Origin of the sequence: Stenotrophomonas sp. YAU14A_MKIMI4_1, from assembly GCF_003086855.1 — a bacterium.
GTDB lineage: Bacteria > Pseudomonadota > Gammaproteobacteria > Xanthomonadales > Xanthomonadaceae > Stenotrophomonas.
The window spans coordinates 1,450,280-1,474,925 of the sequence record NZ_CP025998.1; the positions used below are offsets into that span (position 1 = coordinate 1,450,280).

Sequence of the window (24,646 nt, forward strand, 5' to 3'; positions counted from 1 at the left end):
ATGTTCATGGACGTACAGAACGGAGGCCACGCGCCGCCGATGAAATGGGGGTGGCGCTACCTGGCCTGGGCCGGTCTTCCGCTGCTGGCCGGCCTGTTGCTGGCCCGCTATGCCGGCCCGGGCGTGCCTGTGGCGGCGGCCAAGGCCGAAGCCGTGGTCGGTGCCGACTGGGCCCATCACCTGACCTCGCCGCTGGGGCTGTTCCTGCTGCAGCTGCTGGTGCTGCTGCTGGTGGCCAAGGGCGCCGGCGCGCTGCTCAAGCGCCTGGGGCAACCGGCGGTGATCGGTGAAATGGCGGCCGGCCTGATGATGGGGCCGCTGCTGCTGGGCAGTCTGCTGCCGCAGGTCCATGGCCTGCTGTTCCCGGCCGCGTCGCTGGGGCCGCTGGGCATGCTCAGCCAGTTGGGCGTGTTGATGTTCCTGCTGGTGGCCGGTGCCGAACTGGACCTGGGCGCACTGCGCGGGCGCCGCCGTTTTGCGTTCACCGTCAGCCACGCCGGCATTGCCGTGCCGTTCGTGCTGGGCGTGCTGCTGGCGGTGTGGCTGTACCCGCAGCATGGGCCGCAGGGCGTGGGCTTCACCGCGTTCGCGCTGTTCGTGGGCGTGTCGATGAGCATCACCGCCTTTCCGGTGCTGCTGCGCATCCTGGCCGACCGCGGCATCACCCACAGCCCGCTGGGGCAGACCGCCATTGCCTGCGCTGCACTGGGCGATGCCACGGCGTGGTGCCTGCTGGCATTGATCGTGGCCGCCGCGCAGGCCACCGGCTGGCTGACGGCCAGCCTGAACCTGGTCTGCGTGGTGCTGTTCGTGGCGATCATGCTGGGCGTGGTGAAGCCCTGGTTCGCGCGCCAGCAGATTGTTGCCGGGCGCGAGGGGCGCTGGTTGCTGGGCATCCTGCTGCTGGCCCTGGCCAGCGCGCTGGTGACCGAAGTGCTGGGTATCCATGCTTTGTTCGGTGCGTTCGCCGCCGGCGTGGCGGTGTCGTCCAACGAGCAGCTGCGGCACCTGCTGATGGCGCGGGTGGAACCGTTCGCGGTGACCCTGCTGCTGCCGCTGTTCTTCGCCATGACCGGCCTGCGCATGCGTGCCGATGCGCTGCAGACCCAGGACATCCTGCTGTGCCTGGTGGTGATTGCGGTGGCCACGGCGGGCAAGCTGCTGGGCACTTTCAGTGCCGCGCGCAGCACCGGCATGCCCAGCCGCGAGGCCTGGCGCCTGGGCGCGCTGATGAACACCCGCGGCTTGATGGAGCTGATCGTGCTGAACCTGGGCTACGAACTGGGCCTGCTGGGCGATCGCTTGTTCGCGGTGCTGGTGATCATGGCGCTGGTGACCACCGCGATGACCGGGCCGCTGCTGAACCTGATCGAGCGCCGCCGCACCGCGCGGTAGCGTCGAGCTTGCTCGATTTCCGCTTTTGTAGAGTCGAGCTTGCTCGACTGAACCAGAACCAGCCGAGCATGGCTCGGCTCTACAGCAATGCAGTCGAGCAAGCTCGACTCTACGGTTATCTGGCCGGCACCAGGGTCATGGTGCGCTGCGCCGGGCCGGGCAGGAACGGGGTCGGGCGGCCGTGTACCCAGTCTTCGTGGCCGGCGCCCCAGTACGGTGACAGCGGGTGTCCGCTCTGCCCGCCGGGCATGTGCACGATGCCGTCGGCTTCGTGGCCGGGCGACACCACCATGCGCTGCGATGCGCCGAAGTTCGGCCCCTGCACGCGCGGCATGTCACGGTCGCCGGGCAGCGGATCGGCCGGCATGCACAGCCAGCGCTGAGCGAAGGCGGGCAGGGCACGCGCCACCGGCTGGCAGATCGCAGCGGTGTTGCGTTCGCCCCAGGTGCGCTGCTGCAGCGGCCCTTGCTGCGACAGGTCAGCCTCCAGTTCGCGTGCGGCCGTGGCCAGCAGGTCATCCCAGCTTGCCACGCCCGGCGGCAGCAGATTCGCCGGGCGCTGTTCCAGCATCGGCCAGACCACGCCTTCCAGCTGCGCCAGCCGTGGCGGCAGGAAGTCATCGCCCAGCGGCGCCTTGGCCGGTGCCAGCAGGGCGCCTTCCACGGCATCGAGCACCTTGCCGCGGAAGCTGCGGGTGATGCGGTAGCTGACCGAATCCACCGATGCGCGGCCGTCCCAGTGCGCGTTGGCCGCATGCAGCCGCTGCAGCGCAGGATCGTTGCTGGCGGCGGTCACCTCCTGCAGCAGCGCCCACCAGCGCTGCAGGAACACCGCGCGATCATCCAGCTGGATGGCCAGCAGCGCGTGTTCGTCGAAGCGATCGCGCGCGACCAGCAGGTCGCGGATCTGCTGGCCCCGTGCGCCCAGGTCGTAGCCGCCATTGCCGACGGTGGCCAGTCGCTGCTCATCCACTACCCGGCTGTTGGCGGTCCACAGCCGATGCGCAGGCGGGTCGATCAGCGCCGGAGCGGCATCGCTGCGGATGCCCCAGGGCGCGCAGTCGGGCGTGTCCAGGTTGTCGTTGAATCCCTGTGGCAGGCAGCCCAGGCCGCGGTCGGGCCGCGCGCCCACCAAGCGCCAGGCGATACGCCCGCTGCGATCGGCAATGACCAGGTTCTGCGCCGGAATGCCTGCATGGTCGGCCACCTGCAGCGCCTGCTGCAGCGTGCCGGCGCGGGCCATGTCGGCGAAATCCATGCGCACCGCACCCGGCAGCTGGGCGACCCAGCGCAGCGCGTCGCCGCTACCGTCTGCATGGGTGTGCACGATCGGCCCCCAGGCGCTTTCGCGCACCGGGAAGCGGACCGGCGCCTGCCCAGCCACGTCGATGCGTTCTTCGTGCACGGTCACGGCCGCATCGGCCGGTTCGCGGCGGAAGTCGGCCGTGTCGATGTAGCTGTTGGTGAAGCCCCAGGCCACGTGGCCGTTGCTGCCCACGATCACCGCCGGCACGCCCGGCAGCGAGAAGCCGCTGATGTCGACCCGGCCGCCCGGTGCATCGGGATCGGGATAGCGCAGCCGCACGCGGAACCAGAGCGCCGGCGCGCGCAGGCCCAGGTGCATGTCGTCGGCCACGATGGCACGGCCGTCGCGGGTCAGTGTGCCGTCCACGGCGAAGTTGTTGCTGCCTACCGCATCGGCGTCCGCCGCACCGCTGGCGGGCACGGCGGCCAGGGCGCGCAGGTCCAGCTGGGTGGCGTCAGGCAGTGTCGCGTTGCCGCGCGGTTCGCCCAGCAGCGGGGCGTCCCACTGGCTGCCATCGTGGGCCAGCAGCGCGTACAGCGCCGGCGGCACCACCGCGCGGATGCGCGCCAGCGCCAGTTCGTTCTGGTTGGCCGGGTCCTGCAGGTCCGCATACATGGCCAGCCCGGCCAGCACGCTGTCGCTGGCCTGCCAGGGCTGTGGCGCCTGGCGCAGCAGCAGGTAGGCCCACGGCCGCACCGGCAGCGCGGCCAGCCCTTCGTTCACGCCGGCCACGTAGGCCTGCACCACGGCCGGCTGGCTGCCCAGCGCCTGCGCAAGATGGGCGTCGGTGCGCGCGCGCAGGCGATGCACGCGCATGCGCTTGTCGGCCTCGATGGCCGCCGGCCCGAACAGGGCAGACAGCTCGCCGGCGGCACTGCGCCGCATCAGGTCCATTTCGAAGTAACGCTCCTGCGCGTGCACGCGGCCCAGAGCGCGCATGGCGTCGGCCTGGTTGGCCGCGGTGATGGTGACCACGCCCAGCGCGTCACGCTCCACAGTGACGGCCGCAGACAGGCCGGGCAGGGCGCGTTCGCCGTCCAGCTCGGCCAGGCTGCCGCGCAGCAGCAGCCAGATCGCCAGGCTGGCCAGTACCACCAGGGCCAGCACACACCACAACAACCGCAGCAGCCAACGACGCATGGACAGGGCCCGTGAGCAGGTGAACCCCGATTCTAGCCACAGCCGATGACCGGCCGCATCGCGAGCGCAACTGCGACTGATTCTGATTAGATCACCGTGATTTCAGATGGGGCACCATGGGCGCCATCGATTCACAGGAGCTCCCCCCATGAAAGGCAATCCGGACGTCATCGCCTGCCTGAAGGAACTGCTGCGCGGCGAACTTGCTGCCCGCGACCAGTACTTCATCCATTCCCGCCGCTACGAGGACCAGGGCCTGTTCGCGCTGTACGAACGCCTGAACCACGAGATGGAAGAGGAAACCCAGCACGCCGATGCCCTGCTGCGCCGCATCCTGTTCCTGGGCGGCGACCCGGACATGCGCCCGCACGCCAGCGAGCCGGGCAAGACCGTGGAAGAGATGCTGCAGAAGGACCTGGACACCGAGTACGCCGTGCGCAACAACCTGGCGGCCGGCATGAAGCTGTGCGAGGAGAACGGCGATTACGTCAGCCGCGACATCCTGCTGGCACAGCTGAAGGACACCGAAGAAGACCACGCCTGGTGGCTGGAACAGCAGCTGGGCCTGATCAAGCGCATCGGCCTGGAGCTGTACCAGCTGAGCAAGATCGAAAGCGGCGGCGCCCCGGCGCATTGATCCGCAGGTGGCGCCGGGCCATGCCCGGCACCGCCGACCACGCAACGTCGCCCGCCAGCACTGGAGCATCGCGCGCCCGCTTTCGCCAGCCTGCCGCTCCGCCGCCCGCCAGCCGACAAACGAAAAAGCCGGGGAATGCCCCGGCTTTTTCGTGTCTGCTGGCCGCCGGGGCGTGTCAACCAAGGTTGACACCTACCGAAGCGGTGGGCCGGGGTCGCGGGGCCGGGGTCGGATCCGTTTTCAACGAAAACGGCTCTGACCCCATGGGTTGACCCCATGGGCTGAAGCGCGGGGGCCGGGGTCAGAGCCCTTTCCCGTGGAAAGGGATCCGACCCCGCTGCGTCACTCCACCGACAGGCCTTCGACCTTCTGCCAGCCGCGCGGCAGCAGGTGGCCGCGGGTGGCGCGGGCGCCCAGGTAGGCTTCCAGTTCGTTGAACTTCAGGCCCATCGTGCGCTGGCCACTGCGCACCTGCAGGGTCTGCCCCGGGCTGATGGCCACCACGGCCACCACGCGCTCGGTGGCGAGCTTGGCCTTGGGGATCTCGATGATCTTGTTGCCCTTGCCCTTGTCCAGTTCCGGCAGGTCGCTGGCGGTGATCGCCAGCAGGTTGCCCGAGCTGGTGACCGCCACGATGCGGTCGGTGGCCACGTTGGCCACCACCGCCGGGGTCAGCACCGACGAGCCGGCCGACAGGTTCAGCATGGCCTTGCCGGCCTTGTTGCGGCCGATCAGGTTCTCGAAGCGGGTGACGAAGCCATAGCCGTGGGTGGACGCCAGCACGAAGCGGGTGTCCGGTTCGGCGCTGGCCAACGTGACGAAGCTGGTGCCCGGCGCCGGCGAGAAGCGGCCGGTGAGCGGTTCACCATTGCCGCGCGCCGAGGGCAGGGTATGCACCGGCGTGGAATAGGCGCGGCCTTCGCTGTCCAGGAACGCGACCTGCTGGGTGCTGCGCGCGCGTACCGCGCCCTGCAGGGCGTCGCCATCGCGGTAGGACAGAGCGGACGCATCGACGTCGTGGCCCTTGGCGGCACGGATCCAGCCCTTCTCCGACAGCACCACGGTCATCGGCTCGCTGGGCACCAGTTCGGTTTCGTCGATGGCCTGCGCGGCCTGGCGCTGCACCAGCGGCGAACGGCGTGCATCGCCGAACTTCTTGGCGTCGGCCTGCAGCTCGTCGCGGATCAGCTTCTTCAGCTTGGCCTTGCTGTCCAGGATGCCGAGGATCTTCTCGCGTTCCTTGGCCAGCTCGTCCTGCTCGCCGCGGATCTTCATTTCTTCCAGGCGGGCCAGCTGCTTCAGCTTGGTTTCCAGGATGTACTCGGCCTGGTCTTCGGACAGCCCGAAGCGCGCGATCAGCGCCGCCTTCGGTTCGTCCTCGGTACGGATGATGTGGATCACCTCGTCCAGGTTCAGGAACGCCACCAGCAGGCCTTCCAACAGGTGCAGGCGGCGCTCGACCTTCTGCAGGCGGTGCTGCAGGCGGCGGGTGACGGTGCTGCTGCGGAATGCCAGCCACTCGCTCAGCAGGGTCTTCAGGTTCTTCACCTGCGGACGCCCGTCCAGGCCGATCACGTTCAGATTGACGCGGTAGCTGCGCTCCATGTCGGTGGTGGCGAACAGGTGGCCCATCAGCTGGTCGGCGTCCACGCGGTTGGAACGCGGCACCAGCACCACGCGCACCGGGTTGGCGTGGTCGGACTCATCGCGGATGTCTTCCAGCCACGGCAGCTTCTTGGCGCGCATCTGCGCGGCGATCTGTTCGATCACCTTCGACGGCGACACCTGGAACGGCAGCGCGGTCACCACGATGTTGTTGGCTTCCTTGGTGAAGGTCGCACGCGCACGCACGCTGCCGTTGCCGGTTTCGTACATGTTCCGCAGGTCGTTGGCCGCGGTGATGATCTCGGCGTTGGACGGATAGTCCGGGCCCTTCACGTGTTCGCACAGGTCGCGCACGCTGGCGTCGGGGTCATCCAGCAGGTGCAGCAGGGCGCTGACGATCTCGTTGAGGTTGTGCGGCGGCACGTCGGTGGCCATGCCCACGGCAATGCCGGTGGTGCCGTTCAGCAGCAGGTGCGGCAGCCGCGCCGGCATCCAGGTCGGTTCCTGCAGGGTGCCGTCGAAGTTCGGCGCCCAGTCGGTGGTGCCCTGGCCCAGCTCGCCCAGCAGCACTTCGGCGATCGGGGTCAGCTTGGATTCGGTGTAGCGCATGGCCGCGAACGACTTCGGGTCGTCGCTGGAACCGAAGTTGCCCTGGCCTTCGATCAGCGGGTAGCGGTACGAGAACGGCTGGGCCATCAGCACCAGTGCTTCGTAGCAGGCGCTGTCGCCGTGCGGGTGATACTTACCGATGACGTCACCGACGGTACGCGCGGACTTCTTCGGCTTGGACGCGGCGTTCAGGCCCAGCTCGCTCATCGAATAGATGATGCGGCGCTGCACCGGCTTCAGGCCGTCGCCGATGAACGGCAGGGCGCGGTCCAGGACCACGTACATGGAGTAGTCGAGGTAAGCGCGTTCGGCGTACTCGCGCAGCGGCAGTTGTTCGAAACCGTGGAACACGGGGCGGGCAAGTTCGGTCATGCGGCGTTGTTACCTATGTCGGGAGGCGAAGACGGCGGTCGGCGCTCTCAATACGCTGATTATCCGGATGCGGCGGGGGATGCCAAGCCGCGCGCGGGGTCCAGGGTCGATTCCAGGCCGTTGCCGACCCGCGCCAGGTAGCGCCCGGGGGGCAGGCCGAAGTGGCGGCGGAACACGGTGACGAAGGCGCTGGCGCTGCTGAAGCCCAGTGCGTGGGCGATGTCGGCCACGCTGTGGCCCTCGCTCAGCCGGCGCAGGGCCTCGGCCAGGCGTGCCTGCTGCCGCCACTGGGCGAAGCTGAGGGTGGTTTCGTCGCGGAAGTGCCGGGTCAGGCTGCGCGGCGACAGCCCGGCCCAGTGCGCCCAGTCGGCCAGGCTGCGCTCGTCGGACGGTTCGGCCAGCAGCTGCGAGGCGATCTTCAGCAGGCGCCGGTCGCGCGGCATGGGCAGGTGCATGCGCTGGCGGGGCGCGTTGCGGATCTCGTCCAGCATGACCTGGATGATGTGGCGGCGGTCCTCGCTGCCTTCGTATTCCAGCGGCCACTCACAGATGCGCTCGGCCACGGCCTGGGCCAGCCGTGACAAGCCCAGCACGCAGGGGTCGGCGGGCAGGTCGCTGCACAGGGGCGCGGCCAGGGCCATGCCCCAGCCGCGCATCGGCCCGTCCAGGCTGACCGTGTGGGCTTCCAGCGGCGGCATCCAGCCGGCCGAACCCGGCGCCAGCGACCAGGTGCCGTGCGAGGTGCGGGTGGTCAGCAGGCCGCGTTCCACGCAGATCAGCTGCGCCCGCGCATGGTGGTGCCAGTCCACTTCACGGGCCAGGCCCTGTGGGCTGTCGAAGCGGAAGGCGATGATCGGCGGGCCATCGTTGCGCTCGAACCAGTCCAGCGCTACCTCGCGCAGCAGGGTGGGCGGGCCCGGTTCACCGGCGTTCACGCGCGCCGGGGGTGGCTGGAATGTGACATTCATTGGCTGGATTGTACTACCGGGCCAGCGCAGAGGCCCATTAAGGTGTGCGCCTTCATCGAATCCAGCCCATTGCTGCAACACAGCATTTGATGCCAGATCGAATATTTCCATTGAGAAATATTTTTTTTGGAAGAAAATGCTCTCCCATGATCTGTCCTCCCACGACCCCGGCCGGCTTCGGCCCCCCCAGCTTTGGCCTGCTGCTGCGCCAGGTGCGCGACGGCCTGGTCCGCCAGCTCGATGCGTCCATGGCCGAAGAAGACCTCGGCATCGGCTTCACCCATTACATCGGCCTGAAGCTGCTGGCGCGCATGGCCCCGTGCACGGCCAACGAACTGGCCCAGGCCATCGACCAGGTGCCCAGCGCGGTGACCCGCCTGCTGGACAAGCTGGAAGCGCTGGGCTGCGTGCGCCGCGAGCCGCATGCGCAGGACCGCCGGGCGCTGCAGATCGTGCTGACCGATGAAGGCCGCGCCCTGTGGGCACGGCTGCAGAAGCGCGGCGACGCGGTGATGGATTTCGCCCTGCGCGATCTGTCCGCCGACGAACGCGCGCTGTTGTTGTCCCTCCTGACCCGTATCCGCGATTCCCTGACGACCCCATGAACCCGATCCCGTCCCTTACTCTCCGCCGGTCCGGGCGTGCGCTGCTGGTATCCGCGCTGGCCCTGGCCCTGGCCGCCTGCGCCAGCAGCCGCGGCCTGACCCCGCAGGGCCACGTCCTGGACGTGGACAGACTGCACAGCGAACGCACCCTGGCCGACAGCGACCTGAGCGCGGCCGGCTTCCCCGCCCAGGACTGGTGGAAGGCCTTCGGTGACGCGCAGCTGGACGCGCTGATTGCCGAAGGGCTGGCCAGCCACCCCAGCCTGGACGCGGCCGACGCGCGCCTGCGCCAGGCCCAGTCGCAGGTCGGCACCGCACGTGCTGATCGCCTGCCCAGCCTGTCGGTGTCCGGTGGCTACACCGGCGTGCGCCTGCCCGAATCGATGGTGGGCGATGAAGTGGGCGGCCATTACGGCGGCAGCGGCCAGGTCGCCTTCGATTTCAGCTACGGCATCGACCTGTGGGGCGGCAAGCGCGCCGCCTGGGAAGCGGCCGTGGATGGCGCACACGCGGCCACCGTCGACGCGCAGGCTGCGCGCCTGAACCTGTCCACCGGCATTGCCCAGGCCTATGCCGAACTGGCCTATGCGTGGCAGCTCAACGATGTGGCCGAGGAAGAACTGGCGCGTTCGCAGAAGTCGCTGGAGCTGACCCGCCAGCGCCGCCGCGCCGGCATCGACAGCGACCTGCAGGTGCGCCAGGCCGAGGCCCGCGTGCCGGCCGCGCAGCAGCAGCTGCAGGCCGCCCAGCAGCGCATCGACGCCGGCCGCACTGCACTGGCCGCGCTGGTCGGCAAGGGCCCGGACCGTGGCCTGTCGATTGAACGCCCGCAGCCGCTGAACCCGCTCGCCCTGCAGTTGCCGGGCGTGCTGCCCAGCGAGCTGCTGGGCCGTCGCCCGGACATCGTCGCCGCGCGCTGGCGCGTGGAAGCGGCCGACAAGCAGATCAAGGTGGCCAAGACCAAGTTCTACCCGAGCTTCAACCTGACTGCGCTGGCCGGCGTGGTGGCGCCGAACGTGGGTGACCTGCTGCAGAGCAGCTCCACCTTCGCCTACATCGGCCCGGCGCTGAGCCTGCCGATCTTCGAAGGCGGCAAGCTGCGCGCGAACCTGGCCAACACCGATGCGCAGTACGACCTGGCCGTGGCCAACTACAACCAGGCCGTGCTGGATGCGCTGCGCGACGTGGCCGACCAGGTCAACGCGGTGCGCTCGCTGGGCCAGCAGGCACAGTCGCAGCAGCAGGCGGTCGATACCGCCCGTGCCGCCTTCGATATCGCCCAGCAGCGCTACCGCGCCGGCATCGGCAGCTACCTGGACGTGCTGAGCGCGCAGTCCACCCTGCTGCAGTCGCAGCAGCAGCTGGCCGGCCTGCAGTCGCAGCAGGTGCAGACCTCGGTGCGCCTGAGCAAGGCGCTGGGTGGTGGTTTCCAGCCCAGCGACGCCGACCGCGCACCGGTCGCCTCCCATTCCGATTCCTCGCATTCCTGAAGATTCCTGCCATGAGCCAGACCCAGACTCCTGCGGCACCCGCCGCCCCCAACCGCCGCGGCAACCTGCTGCGCGGCCTGTTCGTGATCGTCGTGCTGCTGCTTGCGGCACTGGCGCTGTGGTATTTCATGTTCGGTCGCTGGTTCGAAGAAACCGACGACGCCTACGTGCAGGGCAACCTGGTGCAGATCACCCCGCTGGTGCCCGGCACCGTGGTCGCCATCAATGCCGATGACGGCATGCGCGTGGAGCGCGGCCAGCTGCTGGTGCAGCTGGACCCGGCCGACACCTCGGTGGCGCTGCAGCAGGCCGAAGCCAACCTGGCCAAGACCGTGCGCCAGACCCGTGGCCTGTACCGCAGCGTGGAAGGTGCCCAGGCGGACTTGAACGCCCGCCAGGTGACCCTGAAGCGCGTGCGCGAAGACTTCGCCCGCCGCAAGGACCTGGCTGCCACCGGCGCCATTTCCAACGAAGAACTGGCCCACGCCCGCGACGAGCTGGCCGCCGCCGAAGCGGCCGTGGCCGGTTCGCGCGAGACCGTCGAGCGCAACCGCGCGCTGGTCGATGACACCGTGATCGCCACCCAGCCGGACGTGCAGGCCGCCGCCGCACAGCTGCGCCAGGCCTTCCTCAACAACGCCCGCGCCGGCATCATTGCGCCGGTGACCGGCTACGTTGCCCGTCGTTCGGTGCAGGTGGGCCAGCGCGTGCAGCCGGGCAATGCCCTGATGGCCGTGGTGCCGACCGAGCAGATGTGGGTGGAAGCGAACTTCAAGGAAACCCAGCTGCGCCACATGCGCCTGGGCCAGGAAGTGGAGCTGAAGTCGGACCTGTATGCCGGTGATGTGAAGTACACCGGCCGCATCCAGAGCCTGGGCCTGGGCACCGGTTCGGCGTTCTCGCTGCTGCCGGCGCAGAATGCCAGCGGCAACTGGATCAAGATCGTGCAGCGCGTGCCGGTACGCATTGCCATCGATGCCAAGCAGCTGGCCGAACACCCGCTGCGCATTGGCCTGTCGATGAAGGCCGAAGTGAGCCTGCGCGACCAGAAGGGTGAAGTGCTGCCGACCGCTGCCGCCAAGGGCACCGTGTTCGACACCGATGTGTATGCCAAGCAGTTGCACGATGCCGACGAGGTGATCCACACGATCATCCAGGGCAACCTGCCGCAGCAGGCCAAGGCGAGCTGAGGTCGGCCATGTCCGCACAAGCTCCAGCCGCGCCCGGAACGCCGGGCGCACCGGCGGCGCCGGGTGCGGCCGCCGGATTCCTGCCGCCCAGCGTGGCCCTGTGCACCGTGGGCCTGGCGATGGCCTCGTTCATGCAGGTGCTCGACACCACGATCGCCAACGTTTCGCTGCCCACCATCGCCGGTAACCTGGGCGCCAGTTCGCAGCAGGCTACCTGGGTCATCACCTCGTTCGCGGTCAGCACGGCCATCGCGCTGCCGCTGACAGGCTGGCTCAGCCGCCGCTTCGGCGAGCGCAAGCTGTTCATCTGGGCCACGCTGGCCTTCGTCATCACCTCGCTGCTGTGTGGCCTGGCGCAGAGCATGGGCATGCTGGTGGTATCGCGTGCCCTGCAGGGCTTCGTGGCCGGCCCGATGTACCCGATCACCCAGTCGCTGCTGGTGTCGATCTATCCACGCGAGAAACGTGGGCAGGCGCTTGCCCTGCTGGCGATGATCACCGTGGTGGCGCCGATCTGCGGCCCGATCCTGGGCGGCTGGATCACCGACAACTACAGTTGGGAATGGATCTTCCTGATCAACGTGCCGCTGGGCATCTTCGCCGCGCTGGTGGTGGGCAACCAGTTGAAGGGCCGCCCGGAGCAGATTGAAAAGCCGAAGATGGACTACGTCGGCCTGGTCACCCTGGTGATCGGCGTGGGCGCACTGCAGCTGGTGCTGGATCTGGGCAACGACGAAGACTGGTTCGCGTCGACCAAGATCGTGGTGCTGGCCTGCGTGGCGGTGGTGGCGTTGGCGGTGTTCCTGATCTGGGAACTGACCGACAAGGACCCGATCGTCGACCTGAAGCTGTTCCGCCACCGCAACTTCCGCGCCGGTACGCTGGCGATGGTGGTGGCCTACGCGGCGTTCTTCAGCGTGTCGCTGCTGATCCCGCAATGGCTGCAGCGTGACATGGGCTATACCGCCATCTGGGCCGGCCTGGCCACGGCGCCGATCGGCATCCTGCCGGTGATCATGACCCCGTTCGTTGGCAAGTACGCCTCGCGCTTCGACATGCGGATGATCGCGTCGTTTGCGTTCGTGTTCCTGTCCTTCACCAGCTTCATGCGCTCGGACTTCAACCTGCAGGTGGACTACACGCATGTGGCCGGCGTGCAGTTGATCATGGGTATTGGCGTGGCGCTGTTCTTCATGCCGGTGCTGCAGATCCTGTTGTCGGACCTGGACGGTCGCGAGATCGCGGCGGGCTCTGGCCTGGCCACCTTCCTGCGTACGCTGGGCGGCAGTTTCGCCGCATCGTTGACCACCTGGCTGTGGGCGCGGCGTACCCAGGTGCACCACGCCGACCTGACCGAACACATCTCGGCCTACCAGCCGGGCATGCAGGACCAGGTGACCGCGATGGGGCAGGGCGACCTGCAGCATGGCGCCGCGGTGCTCAACAACATGATCAACCACCAGGCCTCGCAGATGGCGTTCAACGACATCTTCTACCTGCTGGGCTGGACGTTCCTGGCGATCATCGCGTTCCTGTGGCTGGCCAAGCCGCCGTTTGGCGCCGGTGCCGGTGCCGCATCGGCCGGCGGGCATTGATCGATCATTGCCGTTGAAATGCAAGAACCCCGCCGCAAGGCGGGGTTCTTGTTTGCACCGCATCCACGCATGGCGTGGATCTACTGCGGGTACGTCGGCGTGTCGGTAGATCCACGCCATGCGTGGATGGATGCCGGGGCCGTGCAATCGTCAAACCCCGGAAACGAAAAAACCCGCCTTCGCGGGTTTGATCATCCGGTAGATCCACGCCATGCGTGGATGGATGCCGGGGCCGTGCAATCGTCAAACCCCGGAAACGAAAAAACCCGCCTTCGCGGGTTTGATCATCCGGTAGATCCACGCCATGCGTGGATGGATCCCGCGCCGTGCAATCGTCAAACCCCGGAAACGAAAAAACCCGCTTTCGCGGGATTGATCATCCGGTAGATCCACGCCATGCGTGGATGGATCCCGCGCCGTGCAATCGTCGAACCCCGGAAACGAAAAAACCCGCTTTCGCGGGATTGATCATCCGGTAGATCCACGCCATGCGTGGATGGATCCCACGCCGTGCAATCGTCAAACCCCGGAAAAGAAAAAACCCGCTTTCGCGGGTTTGATCATCTTGAGTCATGGTGCCCAGGAGAGGACTCGAACCTCCACGGTTTTACCCGCTAGTACCTGAAACTAGTGCGTCTACCAATTCCGCCACCTGGGCGACTCAGGAGAGAAATTGTGCGGTAAGCCCGCCGATGTGTCAACACAATTTCACACTTATTTTTCAGTGCGAACGCCCAGGTGCTGCAGCAGGCTGCGCATCGGTGCCGACAGTGCCTGCGCGTCGGCAATGCACACGCAGAGACGGCGCTGCGCCCAGCCATCTTCCAGTGGAACGGCAACGGTGCCGGTGCTGCGCCGGTGCTGCCGGGCCAGCGTGCGCGGCATGATGCCCACGCCGATGCCGTGGCCGACCATCGTGCACAGGCCCTCGAAGGTTTTCATGCGGATGCGCACATCCAGCACGCGACCGGCCGCAGCGGCCAGCTCTTCGATGTAGGTCTGCAGGGCATTGCCGTCGGCCAGCGCGACGAAGGTTTCACCCAGCACATCGGCGAAGGACACGCTGCGGCGCTGGGCGAAGCGGTGGTGGCCGGGCAGCAGCATCACCAGCGGATCTTCGGCCACCACATGGCGCTGCAGTCCCTCGGCCGGCACGGCGTCGCTGATGATGCCGGCCTCGGCCTGTCCGGCGCGGAGTGCGCGAACGACCTCGTTGCTGGTGCGCTCGTGCAGTTCCACCCGCAGCCGCGGCCGCTGGGCCAGCCACGGTGCCAGGCGCGCGGGCAGGTAGTTGGTCAGCGCAGCGGTATTGGCATACAGGTGCAGGGTGCCGCGCGCGCCCTGTGCGAATGCCTGCAGCTCGCCGCGCAGCTGCGTCTGCTGCTGCACGATCAGTCGCGCATGGTGGGCGAGGGCGGCACCGGCTTCGGTCAGGCTTACCCCGCGTGGATGCCGGTCCAGCAGCGTGCTGCCGGCATCGGCTTCGATGGCGCGCAGGCGTTCACTGGCCGATGCCAGGGCCAGGTTGGCCTGTGCCGCACCGGCGGTGATGCTGCCCGCGTCGGCGACGGCCAGGAACAGGCGCAGATCGGCAATGTCCAGTCGCATGGGAATGACCTCGGCAGGGCGGCTGCCTTCGGCTGGTCCGAAGGGTGGGGCCGCAAAGCCGCATTGTGCGCCGTTGCCGCGGCCGCTCCAATGGCGGCATGAACGAGACGATGTACTTCTATGGGTTGCTGGTGGTGGTGTTCGTGCTGGCCGGCGTGGTCAAGGGCGTGACCGGCATGGGGCTGCCGACGGTGGCGATGGGCTTGTTGGGCGGCGCGCTGTCGCCGGTGGCGGCCGCGTCGATGCTGTTCATTCCCACCTTCGTGACCAATGCCTGGCAGTTGTTGTCCGGCCCATCGCTGGGCCATACCGTGCGGCGGCTGTGGCCGATGATGCTGGCGGTGGTGGTGGTGACGCTGGGTTCGGCGGCGCTGCTGGTGCGGGTGGACCGCGATCTTTCGCGCATGGCGCTGGGCGTGGCGTTGGTGGTCTACGCGCTGTACGCACTGGTTGCGCCGGTATTCCATGTACCGCAGCGGCGCGAGCGCTGGCTGGGGCCGCTGGTCGGCGCGATTTCCGGCGTGGTGACCGGCGCCACCGGCGTATTCGTGATGCCGGCCGTGCCTTACCTGCAGTCGCTGGGCCTGCAGCGCGATGAACTGGTGCAGGCGCTGGGCCTGGCGTTCACCGTATCGACGATTTCGCTGACCACGGGCCTGGTGCTGCATGGCGCCTTTGGCGTGCAGCAGCTGGGCATGAGTGCGTTGGCGGTGCTGCCGGCGCTGGCGGGCATGTGGCTGGGGCAGGTGATCCGGCAGCGCATCAGTGCACGGGTGTTCCGTGCGTGCTTCCTGGGGTTCCTGTTGCTGCTGGGGCTGGAGCTGGTGCTGCGGCCGTTGCTTTGATGACGTTCGCCGGGCATGGCCCGGCGCTACCGTGGTGCGTGTCTGTTGCCCGGATCGCGGGCATGAAAAAACCCGCTTTCGCGGGTCTTTTTCATTCTCGACGTGGTGCCCAGGAGAGGACTCGAACCTCCACGGTTTTACCCGCTAGTACCTGAAACTAGTGCGTCTACCAATTCCGCCACCTGGGCGCCGAGGAGCGAGATTATGGGGTGTTGTTACGGGGGTGTCAACACCTTTTGCAGCGCCGGGGTCGGACGTCGGGGTCAGAGCCCTTTCCTTTGGAAAGGGATCCGACCCCATTGCCGGATTACGGGCAAAAAAAATCCCCGCCGAAGCGAGGAGTTTTTTCGTTGGTGCCCAGGAGAGGACTCGAACCTCCACGGTTTTACCCGCTAGTACCTGAAACTAGTGCGTCTACCAATTCCGCCACCTGGGCGTTCCAGAGGCGCAATTGTGAAGATGAATCGGCAGGCTGTCAACGCTTTCGCGCAAAAATTTCACGCCCGCCTGCAAAGGTGGCCGCTGACCCGCTGTGCACGCCTGCAACGGCTACCATGTAGGGCGATGACTACCAAAAAACCAAGCAAGGGCGGGAGCAAGTCCCGCAGCCAGGCCCCGACCAAGGGTGCCAAGGCGGGCGCAGCCCGCACCACCAAGCCGGGCAAGCCGTTGCCGGGCTGGTTCCCGGAATTGAATGAAGGCGGTGCACCGCCGCGCGGCCGCAAGGGCCGCAGCGCCGATGGCGCCGCCCCGGGCCCGGCCCCGGGCCGCAAGCTGCCGCCGGCCGGCAAGGTGATCGACGATCCCTATGCGGCCCGCGAAGCAGAAAAATACGAACAACCCATTGCCAGCCGCGAGGCAATCCTGGCGCTGCTGGAACGTTGCGAAGGGCCGCAGACCGCTGAAGAACTGGGCGCGCGCCTCGGGCTGACCGCCGCCGACCGTGCCGAGGCGCTGTCGCGCCGGCTGGGCGCGATGGTGCGCGATGGTCAGCTGGTGCAGAACCGCCGCGGCGGCTTCGCGCCGATCCAGACGCTGAACCTGGTCACCGGCGTGGTGATCGCCAACCCGGAAGGGTTCGGCTTCCTGCGCCCGGTCGAGGGCGGCGACGATCTGTTCCTGCCGCCTTATGAGATGCGCAAGGTCATGCACGGTGACAAGGTGCTGGCGCGGGTGACCGGCATCGACCACCGCGGCCGCCGCGAAGGCAGCATCGCCCGCGTGCTTGAGCGCGGCATGACCCGCCTGATCGGTCGCTTCAGCATTGAAATGGGCATCAACTACGTGGTGCCCGATGACAAGCGGATCCAGCGCAACGTGCAGGTGCCGCCGGACCAGACCGGTGGTGCGCGCGATGGCCAACTGGTGGTCTGCGAACTGACCCAGGCACCGGACAGCCGCCGCCCGCCGATCGGCCGCATCATCGCCGTGCTGGGCGACAAGCTGACTGCCTCGCTGGTGGTGGAAACGGCCATCCACGGCCATGAACTGCCGTTCGAGTTCCCGCAGGAAGTGCTGGACGAAGCCGCCTCGGTGCCGCTGGTGGTCGAGCCGGCGATGATCGGCAACCGCGTCGATCTGCGCAGCACGCCGCTGGTCACCATCGACGGCGAGGACGCCAAGGACTTCGATGACGCGGTGTACTGCGAACCGAATGCCGACGGCTTCCGCCTGGTGGTGGCCATCGCCGATGTGTCCAACTACGTGCGCCCCGGCACGCCGCTGGACGAGGAAGCGCAGAAGCGCGCCACGTCGGTGTATTTCCCGGGCTTCGTGGTGCCGATGCTGCCGGAGACGTTGTCCAACGGCATCTGCTCGCTGATGCCCAAGGTCGACCGCATGTGCTTCGTCTGCGACATGCAGATCGACCGTGACGGCGGGGTCACCCACTCGCGCTTCTACGAAGCAGTGATGAACTCGCACGCGCGCCTGACCTACACCCAGGTGTGGAAGGCGGTGGGCGAGGACGATGCCGATACCAAGGCCTGGATGGGCGAACTGCTGCCGCAGGTGCAGCGCCTGCACCAGCTGTACAAGGTGCTGGCCAAGGCGCGTGCCAAGCGCGGTGCCATCGAGTTCGAAAGCAGCGAAGTGCGCTTCGTGCTGGACAACCGCGGCGAAGTGACCCAGGCCGGCATGCTGGTGCGCAACGATGCGCACAAGCTGATCGAGGAATGCATGATCGCCGCCAACGTGGAGGCGGCCAAATACCTGTTGTCGCGCCACGTGCCGGCGCCGTACCGCATTCACGAAAAGCCGCCGGAAACCAAGTACGCCGACCTGCTGGAATTCCTCAAGGAGTTCAAGCTGAGCCTGCCGCCGTGGTCGAAGGTGCGCCCGGGCGACTACACCAAGCTGCTGAAGAAGATCCGCGATCGTCCCGATGCCACGCTGCTGGAATCGGTGCTGTTGCGCAGCCAGAGCCTGGCCATCTACAGCCCGGACAACCAGGGTCACTTCGGCCTGGCGCTGGAGGCGTACGCGCACTTCACCTCGCCGATCCGCCGCTACCCCGATCTGCTGGTGCACCGTGCGATCAAGCACGCGCTGTCCGGCAAGCCGCTGGACACCTTCACCTACAACGCCCGCGAGATGGCTGCGCTGGCCCTGCAGTGCTCCGAGCGAGAGCGCCGTGCCGACGAGGCCGAGCGCGAAGTGGACGAGCGTTATCGCGCGGCGTGGATGGAAAAGCACGTGGGCGGCCAGTTCGACGGCGTGATCAGCGGCGTGACCAGCTTCGGCCTGTTCGTGGAACTGGACGATTCCAAGGTGCAGGGCCTGGTCCACGTGACCCAGCTGCCGCAGGACTACTACAAGTTCGACGCGACCCGGAAAACGCTGAGCGGCGAGCGCCGTGGCGCCAGCTACCGGCTGGGTGACCGCGTGCGCATCCTGGTGCTGAAGGCCAGCATGGAAGAACGCAAGATCGACTTCCGCCTGGTCGAGCACAAGGGCGAGGACGAAGGTGACGGCCTGCCGCCGTTGCCCGAGCGCGGCAAGCCGGCCAAGCGCAAGAAAGAGAAATATTGAAGGTAAGGTGTGCCGACCAACGGTCGGCACCCACTTCACCCGGTAGGTGCCAACCTTGGTTGGCACATCCCTCACCCGGTAGGTGCCAACCTTGGTTGGCACGATGTTTCCGAGGAACCCACCATGCAGGGCCATCCCGAATACAGCGGCGGCTGCCAATGCGGCGCGATCCGCTTCCAGGTTCGCGGCGAACTGACCGACAGCTCGATCTGCCATTGCCGCATGTGCCAGAAAGCCTTCGGTGCCTACTACGCGCCGCTGGTCTCGGTGCGTGGCGTGCAGTTCGCCTGGACCCGTGGGCAGCCGCGGCATTTCCAGTCCTCCAACGTGGTGCAGCGCGGGTTCTGCGCCGACTGCGGCACGCCGCTCACCTACGAAGCGCCCGATGGCATGGCGGTGGCGGCCGGGGCGTTCGATCAGCCCGAGCGGTTGCCACCGACCATCCAGTACGGGGCCGAGCGCAAGCTGCCCTTCGTGGATGATCTGGCCCGGTTGCCGGCGCGGCGCACCGAGGAGGACGTGGCCGCGCTGGAGTTCCTTGCCACGATCGTGTCCCACCAGCACCCCGACCACGACACCCCGCACTGGCCCGCGCGCAGCCGTTCAGCCGAAGGATGAACGGCGGGTAGCGCCGGGCCATGCCCGGCGGGCACGCAGCGCGGCCGCCGCCGATGCTCTACCATAGCCACCCCCTTTCCGGTCCCCGCCCGCATGAGCAAGAACAGCCAGTGGATTGTCGGCGTCAACGCCGTCGCCTCCTCCATCGAGAACGACGCCGACAACGTCCGCGAAGTGCTGGTCGAGGCCGGTGCGAAGAACCCGCGCCTGACCGAAATCGAAGAGAACGCCCGCCGCAAGGGCATCGACGTGCGCAAGGTCAACAGCCAGGCGCTGGACGGCGTGGGCGGTTCGGTGCGCCACCAGGGCGTGGCCGCGCGTTACGCCGCTGCCCGCACCTACAGCGAGAACGAGCTGGAAGGCCTGGTGACCGCCGCCGAGGGCAAGGCCCTGCTGCTGGTGCTGGACGAGGTGCAGGACCCGCACAACCTGGGCGCCTGCCTGCGCTCGGCGGCAGCGTCCGGTGCCACGGCGGTCATCATCCCCAAGGACAAGTCGGCCACGGTGAACGCCACCGTGCGCAAGACCTCGGCCGGCGCCGCCGACCGCATTCCGGTGGTGGCGGTGACCAACCTGTCGCGCTGCCTGAAGGACCTGCAGAAGCAGGGCGTGTGGATCTACGGCCTGGCCGGTGAAGCCACCGCTTCGCTGTACGACCTGGACCTGAAGGGCAACATCGCGCTGGTGCTGGGCGGTGAGGCCGACGGCCTGCGCCGCCTGACCCGCGAGAACTGCGATGGCCTGGTGAAGATTCCGATGCCGGGCGAGATCGAGAGCCTGAACGTGTCGGTGGCCGCCGGCGTGAGCCTGTTCGAGGCCGTGCGCCAGCGCGGTTGAGCGCGGGGTCGGATCCCTTTTCCATGGAAAAGGGCTCTGACCCCTCGGCACAGTGGGGTCAGAGCCCTCTCTGCGAGAGGGGTCCGACCCCCTTACCCCGCGCTGCCGCCCAATGCCTTGAACAGGGTGACGTCGTTGTTCAACTGGCTCTGCCGCACGCGCGCCAGCGACAGTTCGGCATCGCGCCGGGTCTGCTGTGCTTCCAGCCAGGTGCGCAGATCGGTGGCACCCACCCGGTAGCGCACTTCCTGCGCGCGTTCCACTTCCACCGCCTGGTCGTACGAGGCCTGCGAGGCTTCGACCTGGCGTGCCAGCTGTTCGCGCGCCGACAGCGCGTTGTCCACTTCAGACAGCGCGGTGTACAGCGTCTTGCGGAAGTTGGTGGCGTCGATCTGGTAGGCGGTGCCGGCAATGTCGGTATCCAGCTGTGCCCGCTGCAGGTTCAGGAACGGCAGTGACAGGCCCGCGCCCAGGGTGGCTACCGGGTTGCGCAGCACATCACCCAGTGACGTGGCGCTGGAACCCACGCTGCCGGTCAGGCTGAGCGCCGGGTAGTACTGGGTGGCCGTCACCTTGATCGTCTTCAGGCTGTTGCGCAGGCGCAGCTCGGCTGCGCGCAGGTCGGGGCGGCGGCCCAGCAGATCGGCTGGCAGGCCTTCGGCAATGGTAGGGCTGCGTGCATCGTCCAGGTTCTGCGGCTCGTCCTGCTGCGGCCACGGCGTGCCGTCCAGCAGCACGGTCAGCGCATTGCGTACTTCCACCCGCTGCTGTTCCAGCGCGCTCTGCGCCGAGCGCTGCGACTGCAGGTTCTGCTCTGCCTGGCGTACTTCCAGCCGCGATACCGCACCGGCGTCGAAGCGCGCCTGCACCAGGTCGCGGGTGCGCTGCAGGCGCTCCAGGTTGGCCTGGCCGCTGCCGATGGACTGGTTCAGATAGGCCAGGGTCCAGTACTGGGTGATGGTGTCGCCGATCACCAGCAGCGCGGTGTTCTGCCGGTCCTCCTCGCTGGCCTGGGCTTCCCAGCGGGCGATGTCGCGCTGCGTGCGCAGGCGTCCCCACAGGTCGATTTCCCAGCCCAGCGACACGCCGGTGGAATAGCTGCGGCTCCAGTCGTCGGCCTGGTTGGTGGCGCGGCTGCCGCTGCCACTCACGCCCGACGAGGACGGCTGCGGCCACAGCGCATTGCTGGCCAGCCCGGCCTGAAGGCGCGCGCGCTGCACGGCCAACCCGGCAGCGCCCAGGTCACTGTTGGCCTGCAGTGCGCGTGCCACCAGCCGGTCCAGGCGTCCATCGCCGAACCCCTGCCACCAGGTGTCCTGGCGGATATCGCGGCTGGGCGTATCCAGGCTGCTGCGCGGGTCGTCGGCGGGCGCGTTGAGGGTGGCATCGCCGCGGCCCCAGGTGGCAGCCACTTCGGGATCCTGGGTGGGGTAGCGGCCCACCGATGCGCAGCCGGACAGGGCCAGCAGCACGGCGCCAGCCAGCAGCAGGCGGGTGGGGGCAGGGAAGGGCAGTCGGGTCATCATCATCTTCATTCGCGGGCCAGTGCCTCCACCGGGTCGAGCTGGGCGGCACTGCGTGCCGGCAGGAATCCAAAGGCCACGCCGATCAGGGTGGAGCAGGCGAACGCGGCCACGATCGAGGCGGTGGAGAACAGCACCTGGAAATCACTGGAGAAGCGTCCGATCAGCGCGCCCAGCAGCAGTGCCAGGCCCACGCCGAGCAGGCCACCGAGCAGGCAGACCAGCACTGCTTCGATCAGGAACTGCTGGCGGATGTCGCTCTGCCGCGCGCCCACGGCCATGCGCACGCCGATCTCGCGGGTGCGCTCGGTCACCGACACCAGCATGATGTTCATCACCCCGATGCCGCCCACCAGCAGTGCAATAGCGGCGATGGCGCCGATCAGCAGGGTCATGGTGCGGGTGGTCTGCTCGATGGTCTCGCGGATTTCCGCGCTGTTGCTCAGGAAGAAATCCTCGGTGCCATGGCGCAGCGTCAGCAGGCGGGTGATGGCCTCCTGCGCGGCATCCATCGGCGTTTCGTCATTCACCCGCACGGTGATGCTGGACACGTGGCTCTGCCCCAGCATGCGCGACATCACCGTGGTGTAGGGCACGAACACGCCCAGGCTGGTGCTGCCGCCGAAGCCGAAACTCTGCTTCTTGGCCACGCCCACTACGCGAACCGGCACGTTGCCGAGCAGGATCACCTGGCCGACCGGGTCGCTGTCGGGGAAGAACTGGGTCCTGGTGTTCTCGTCGATCACCGCTTCCTGCGCCAGGCCCTTCACCGCATCGGTGTCGAAGAAGCTGCCGCTGAGCAGGGTGATGCCCTTCACCCGGAAGTACTGGTCGCCCACGCCACTGATCTGCGCGGTGGCCGACTGGTTGCGATAGCGCGCGGTAACCGAGGTCGACACGCTGGGGGTGGCGCTGTCCACGTAGCTCTGCGTTGCCAGTGCATCGGCGTCGGTGGCCTTCAGGGTCTGCACCCGCGCCGAGCGCATGTCACCAAAGCCGCGACCGGGGTAGACGTCGATGGTGTTGGTGCCCAGCGCGCTGATGTTCTGCAGGATCTGCTGCTGCGAACCGTTGCCCAGGGCCACCACCGAAACCACCGAGGCGATGCCGATGATGATGCCGAGCATGGTCAGGAAGGTACGCAGGCGGTGCGCGTTCATGGCCAGCAGGGCCATGCGGAACGCTTCGGTGAAGCGGTCGCGTGCGGCGCGCCAGTTGCTGCCGCGGGCCACGCCGATGCTCGCTTCGCGCTGTGCCCGATGGCTGGGCGCCTTCGGGTTGGCGCGGTCGGCGATGATTTCACCGTCGCGGATCTCGATGATGCGCTGGGCGTGCTCGGCCACGCTCATGTCGTGGGTGACGATGATGATGGTGTGGCCTTCGGCATGCAGCTCGCCCAGGATCGCCATCACTTCTTCGCCGGATTTCGTGTCCAGTGCGCCGGTCGGTTCGTCGGCCAGGATCACCTCGCCACCGTTCATCAGGGCGCGGGCGATCGACACGCGCTGCTGCTGGCCACCGGACAGCTGGCCGGGCTTGTGGTGCATGCGGTCGCCCAGGCCCAGGCGCTGCAGCAGTTGTTCTGCACGGGCGTTGCGCACCGGGCCGGGGCTGCCGGCGTAGACGGCCGGCACTTCCACGTTGCCGCGCGCGTCCAGGTCGCCCAGCAGGTGGTAGCGCTGGAAGATGAAGCCGAAATGTTCGCGGCGCAGTTCGGCCAGCGCATCCGGTTCCATGTTGCCGGTCTCGCGGCCGGCCACCTGGTAGCTGCCGCGGGTGGGACGGTCCAGGCAGCCCAGGATGTTCATCAGGGTGGACTTGCCCGAACCGGACTGGCCGACGATGGCCACCATTTCACCGGCATGGATATCCACGTTGACATCGCGCAGCACGGCGATCATCTCGTCGCCGGCGGGAAACTCGCGGCGCAGGTCACGCAGGCGCAGCAGGGGGGCGCCGTGGTTCATCGGCGCGGCCCCATGCCACCGGGCGGGCCCATGCGCATGCCGCCGCTGCGGTTGCTGCTGCCACTGCTGGCCGCTGCGGCGCTGGCTTCACCCACCACCACGCGTTCGCCTTCTTCCAGCCCGGACAGGATCTGCGCGCTGGCACCGTTGCTGATGCCCACCTTCACCTTGCGCGGTTGCGGCTGGCCGTTTTCGCCCACCACCCGCACCATGCGCTGGCCATCGCGGGTCTTCGGGCCCAGCGCCACGGCCGGAACCAGCAGCGCGCCCTTGGCCTGGTTCAACAGCACCGAGACCTGCGCGGTCATGTCGATGCGCAGGGTGCCGTCGGGGTTTTCCACGTCGAACAGGGCGTTGTAGTACACCGCGCTGCTGGAGCTGGAACTGGACGAACTGCTGGAGCTGGACGAGCTTTCATTGGCGATGGACGACGGCGCCGGATTGATCTGCCGCAGCGTGGCGTGGTACTTGCGGTCCGGATCGCCCAGGGTGGTGAAGTACACCGGCATGCCGGCCTTGATCTTCACCACATCGGCCTCGGACACTTCGGCGTTCACGGTCACCACGTCCAGCCGCGCCAGCATCACGATGGTCGGCGCGGTCTGGTTGGCGTTCACGGTGCGGCCTTCTTCGGCCACCACGGCCACCACGGTGCCATCCATCGGCGCGGTGATGCGGGTGTAGGCCAGGTTGGCGCGGGCGGTACCCAGTTCGGTTTCGCGCCCCTTGATCTGCGCCTCGTAGGATTGCAGCTGCGCGCGGGCGGTCTTCAGCGTGGCTTCGGCGGCATCGTATTCCTGGCGGGAGGTCGCTTCGGCGGCCAGCATCTGCTTCTGCCGGGCGAAATCCAGTTCGGCCTGGCGCAGGGTGGCCTGCTGCACGGCGCGCTGGGCGATCACCTGGTCCAGCGATGCCTGGGCATTGAGCACCTGGTTCTGCTGGGTGGTGGCATCGATCTCGGCAATCAGGTCACCTTCCTTCACCGTGTCGCCCAGCTGCACCTTCAGCGATTTGATCTGGCCCGAGGCCTGGGCACCCACGCTGACCAGCTTGTAGGCATCGATCACCCCGGTGGCTTCCACGGTCTGTTCGATATCGCCACGGCTGACCGCAGTGGTGGCCAGGGCCGGTGCGGCCGGCTTGCGCAGCAGCCACCAGGCGGCCACGGCAACGACCAGGACAAGCACGGCGATCAGCATCAGGCGACCTTTGCGGGTCGCGGGCAACAGGCGGGAGATCACGTCGGGGGCTTCACTCTGGGGGCCGCGGGGCGGCGTTGGCAGGCATTGTGAAGAGCCGACGAGGC

At 67.9% G+C, this 24,646-nt stretch carries 18 protein-coding genes and 3 tRNA genes; 11 read left to right on the forward strand and 10 right to left on the reverse strand.

What is annotated here, in order from left to right; all coding sequences use genetic code 11:
• On the forward strand, window positions 1-1,395 hold the full coding sequence (locus C1931_RS06635) for a cation:proton antiporter (RefSeq protein WP_108755783.1): 1,395 nt from the start codon (window positions 1-3) through the stop codon (window positions 1,393-1,395).
• 115 nt (window positions 1,396-1,510) lie between these two features.
• On the opposite strand, the gene C1931_RS06640 is transcribed toward C1931_RS06635, so the two are convergent.
• A complete protein-coding gene (locus tag C1931_RS06640; protein ID WP_108755784.1) occupies window positions 1,511-3,841 on the reverse strand; it encodes a penicillin acylase family protein in 2,331 nt (776 codons plus the stop codon).
• A gap of 148 nt (window positions 3,842-3,989) precedes the next feature.
• On the opposite strand from C1931_RS06640, the gene bfr reads away from it, so the two are divergent.
• Window positions 3,990-4,478 carry a bacterioferritin gene (gene bfr, locus C1931_RS06645; RefSeq protein ID WP_108749081.1) on the forward strand — a complete coding sequence of 163 codons (489 nt, stop codon included), beginning with the start codon at window positions 3,990-3,992 and terminating at the stop codon, window positions 4,476-4,478.
• Window positions 4,479-4,820: 342 nt separating this feature from the next.
• On the opposite strand, the gene parC is transcribed toward bfr, so the two are convergent.
• Window positions 4,821-7,064 (reverse strand): DNA topoisomerase IV subunit A, encoded by a 2,244-nt coding sequence (gene parC, locus C1931_RS06650; protein ID WP_108755785.1) that lies wholly within the window; start codon window positions 7,062-7,064, stop codon window positions 4,821-4,823.
• Window positions 7,065-7,123: 59 nt separating this feature from the next.
• Window positions 7,124-8,032, reverse strand: coding sequence for a helix-turn-helix transcriptional regulator (locus tag C1931_RS06655; RefSeq protein ID WP_108749083.1), 909 nt, complete (start codon window positions 8,030-8,032; stop codon window positions 7,124-7,126).
• Between the two features lie 146 nt (window positions 8,033-8,178).
• On the opposite strand from C1931_RS06655, the gene C1931_RS06660 reads away from it, so the two are divergent.
• From C1931_RS06660 to C1931_RS20240, 5 genes are all read left to right on the forward strand, one after another.
• Window positions 8,179-8,637 carry a MarR family transcriptional regulator gene (locus tag C1931_RS06660; RefSeq protein ID WP_108752608.1) on the forward strand — a complete coding sequence of 153 codons (459 nt, stop codon included), beginning with the start codon at window positions 8,179-8,181 and terminating at the stop codon, window positions 8,635-8,637.
• Window positions 8,634-10,127, forward strand: a complete 1,494-nt coding sequence (gene emrC, locus C1931_RS06665; RefSeq protein ID WP_108755786.1) for a multidrug efflux transporter outer membrane subunit EmrC — start codon at window positions 8,634-8,636, stop codon at window positions 10,125-10,127. The genes C1931_RS06660 and emrC overlap by 4 nt, the downstream gene beginning before the upstream one ends.
• An 11-nt stretch (window positions 10,128-10,138) precedes the next feature.
• Window positions 10,139-11,317: a multidrug efflux MFS transporter periplasmic adaptor subunit EmrA gene (emrA, locus tag C1931_RS06670; RefSeq protein ID WP_108755787.1), complete on the forward strand. Its 1,179-nt coding sequence runs from the start codon at window positions 10,139-10,141 to the stop codon at window positions 11,315-11,317.
• Window positions 11,318-11,325: 8 nt separating this feature from the next.
• Window positions 11,326-12,912 (forward strand): multidrug efflux MFS transporter permease subunit EmrB, encoded by a 1,587-nt coding sequence (gene emrB, locus C1931_RS06675; RefSeq protein WP_108755788.1) that lies wholly within the window; start codon window positions 11,326-11,328, stop codon window positions 12,910-12,912.
• A 69-nt stretch (window positions 12,913-12,981) separates the two neighbouring features.
• A complete protein-coding gene (locus tag C1931_RS20240) occupies window positions 12,982-13,299 on the forward strand; it encodes a hypothetical protein (protein WP_159095451.1) in 318 nt (105 codons plus the stop codon).
• A gap of 186 nt (window positions 13,300-13,485) precedes the next feature.
• Here the strand turns inward: C1931_RS20240 and C1931_RS06680 are convergent.
• Window positions 13,486-13,570, reverse strand: a tRNA-Leu gene (locus C1931_RS06680).
• Between the two features lie 56 nt (window positions 13,571-13,626).
• Window positions 13,627-14,520 carry a LysR substrate-binding domain-containing protein gene (locus tag C1931_RS06685; RefSeq protein ID WP_108755789.1) on the reverse strand — a complete coding sequence of 298 codons (894 nt, stop codon included), beginning with the start codon at window positions 14,518-14,520 and terminating at the stop codon, window positions 13,627-13,629.
• A gap of 98 nt (window positions 14,521-14,618) precedes the next feature.
• Between C1931_RS06685 and C1931_RS06690 the strand changes: the two genes are divergently transcribed.
• The gene (locus tag C1931_RS06690; protein WP_108755790.1) at window positions 14,619-15,365 is read left to right on the forward strand and encodes a sulfite exporter TauE/SafE family protein; all 747 of its coding nucleotides are present in this window, start codon (window positions 14,619-14,621) and stop codon (window positions 15,363-15,365) included.
• Window positions 15,366-15,468: 103 nt separating this feature from the next.
• Here C1931_RS06690 and C1931_RS06695 read toward each other — a convergent pair.
• Both C1931_RS06695 and C1931_RS06700 read right to left on the reverse strand, forming a co-directional pair.
• Window positions 15,469-15,553, reverse strand: a tRNA-Leu gene (locus C1931_RS06695).
• A 163-nt stretch (window positions 15,554-15,716) separates the two neighbouring features.
• Window positions 15,717-15,801, reverse strand: a tRNA-Leu gene (locus C1931_RS06700).
• A gap of 128 nt (window positions 15,802-15,929) precedes the next feature.
• On the opposite strand from C1931_RS06700, the gene rnr reads away from it, so the two are divergent.
• The 3 genes from rnr to rlmB all read left to right on the forward strand — a co-directional run bounded on the left by rnr (window position 15,930) and on the right by rlmB (window position 19,850).
• The gene (gene rnr, locus C1931_RS06705) at window positions 15,930-18,395 is read left to right on the forward strand and encodes a ribonuclease R (protein WP_108755791.1); all 2,466 of its coding nucleotides are present in this window, start codon (window positions 15,930-15,932) and stop codon (window positions 18,393-18,395) included.
• 123 nt (window positions 18,396-18,518) lie between these two features.
• The gene (locus C1931_RS06710) at window positions 18,519-19,013 is read left to right on the forward strand and encodes a GFA family protein (RefSeq protein ID WP_108755792.1); all 495 of its coding nucleotides are present in this window, start codon (window positions 18,519-18,521) and stop codon (window positions 19,011-19,013) included.
• Window positions 19,014-19,106: 93 nt separating this feature from the next.
• Window positions 19,107-19,850 carry a 23S rRNA (guanosine(2251)-2'-O)-methyltransferase RlmB gene (gene rlmB, locus C1931_RS06715; protein WP_107230358.1) on the forward strand — a complete coding sequence of 248 codons (744 nt, stop codon included), beginning with the start codon at window positions 19,107-19,109 and terminating at the stop codon, window positions 19,848-19,850.
• Between the two features lie 92 nt (window positions 19,851-19,942).
• Here the strand turns inward: rlmB and C1931_RS06720 are convergent, their stop codons facing one another.
• Genes C1931_RS06720 through C1931_RS06730 form a run of 3 tightly spaced genes read right to left on the reverse strand, consistent with a single transcriptional unit; the run spans window position 19,943 to window position 24,581 of the window.
• Complete coding sequence (locus C1931_RS06720; RefSeq protein ID WP_108755793.1) at window positions 19,943-21,385, reverse strand: TolC family protein; 1,443 nt, start codon at window positions 21,383-21,385, stop codon at window positions 19,943-19,945.
• Window positions 21,382-23,340, reverse strand: coding sequence for a MacB family efflux pump subunit (locus C1931_RS06725; protein ID WP_108755794.1), 1,959 nt, complete (start codon window positions 23,338-23,340; stop codon window positions 21,382-21,384). Before C1931_RS06725 ends, C1931_RS06720 begins: the two co-directional genes overlap by 4 nt.
• Window positions 23,337-24,581 (reverse strand): efflux RND transporter periplasmic adaptor subunit, encoded by a 1,245-nt coding sequence (locus C1931_RS06730; RefSeq protein WP_108755795.1) that lies wholly within the window; start codon window positions 24,579-24,581, stop codon window positions 23,337-23,339. Before C1931_RS06730 ends, C1931_RS06725 begins: the two co-directional genes overlap by 4 nt.
• Window positions 24,582-24,646: the final 65 nt, after the last annotated feature.

Coding starts and splice junctions, on each gene's coding strand:
- C1931_RS06635 (WP_108755783.1), top strand. CDS start 1: ATGTTCATGGACGTACAGAACGGAGGCCACGCGCCGCCGATGAAATGG.
- C1931_RS06640 (WP_108755784.1), bottom strand. CDS start 3,841: ATGCGTCGTTGGCTGCTGCGGTTGTTGTGGTGTGTGCTGGCCCTGGTG.
- bfr (WP_108749081.1), top strand. CDS start 3,990: ATGAAAGGCAATCCGGACGTCATCGCCTGCCTGAAGGAACTGCTGCGC.
- parC (WP_108755785.1), bottom strand. CDS start 7,064: ATGACCGAACTTGCCCGCCCCGTGTTCCACGGTTTCGAACAACTGCCG.
- C1931_RS06655 (WP_108749083.1), bottom strand. CDS start 8,032: ATGAATGTCACATTCCAGCCACCCCCGGCGCGCGTGAACGCCGGTGAA.
- C1931_RS06660 (WP_108752608.1), top strand. CDS start 8,179: ATGATCTGTCCTCCCACGACCCCGGCCGGCTTCGGCCCCCCCAGCTTT.
- emrC (WP_108755786.1), top strand. CDS start 8,634: ATGAACCCGATCCCGTCCCTTACTCTCCGCCGGTCCGGGCGTGCGCTG.
- emrA (WP_108755787.1), top strand. CDS start 10,139: ATGAGCCAGACCCAGACTCCTGCGGCACCCGCCGCCCCCAACCGCCGC.
- emrB (WP_108755788.1), top strand. CDS start 11,326: ATGTCCGCACAAGCTCCAGCCGCGCCCGGAACGCCGGGCGCACCGGCG.
- C1931_RS20240 (WP_159095451.1), top strand. CDS start 12,982: ATGGCGTGGATCTACTGCGGGTACGTCGGCGTGTCGGTAGATCCACGC.
- C1931_RS06685 (WP_108755789.1), bottom strand. CDS start 14,520: ATGCGACTGGACATTGCCGATCTGCGCCTGTTCCTGGCCGTCGCCGAC.
- C1931_RS06690 (WP_108755790.1), top strand. CDS start 14,619: ATGAACGAGACGATGTACTTCTATGGGTTGCTGGTGGTGGTGTTCGTG.
- rnr (WP_108755791.1), top strand. CDS start 15,930: ATGACTACCAAAAAACCAAGCAAGGGCGGGAGCAAGTCCCGCAGCCAG.
- C1931_RS06710 (WP_108755792.1), top strand. CDS start 18,519: ATGCAGGGCCATCCCGAATACAGCGGCGGCTGCCAATGCGGCGCGATC.
- rlmB (WP_107230358.1), top strand. CDS start 19,107: ATGAGCAAGAACAGCCAGTGGATTGTCGGCGTCAACGCCGTCGCCTCC.
- C1931_RS06720 (WP_108755793.1), bottom strand. CDS start 21,385: ATGAAGATGATGATGACCCGACTGCCCTTCCCTGCCCCCACCCGCCTG.
- C1931_RS06725 (WP_108755794.1), bottom strand. CDS start 23,340: ATGAACCACGGCGCCCCCCTGCTGCGCCTGCGTGACCTGCGCCGCGAG.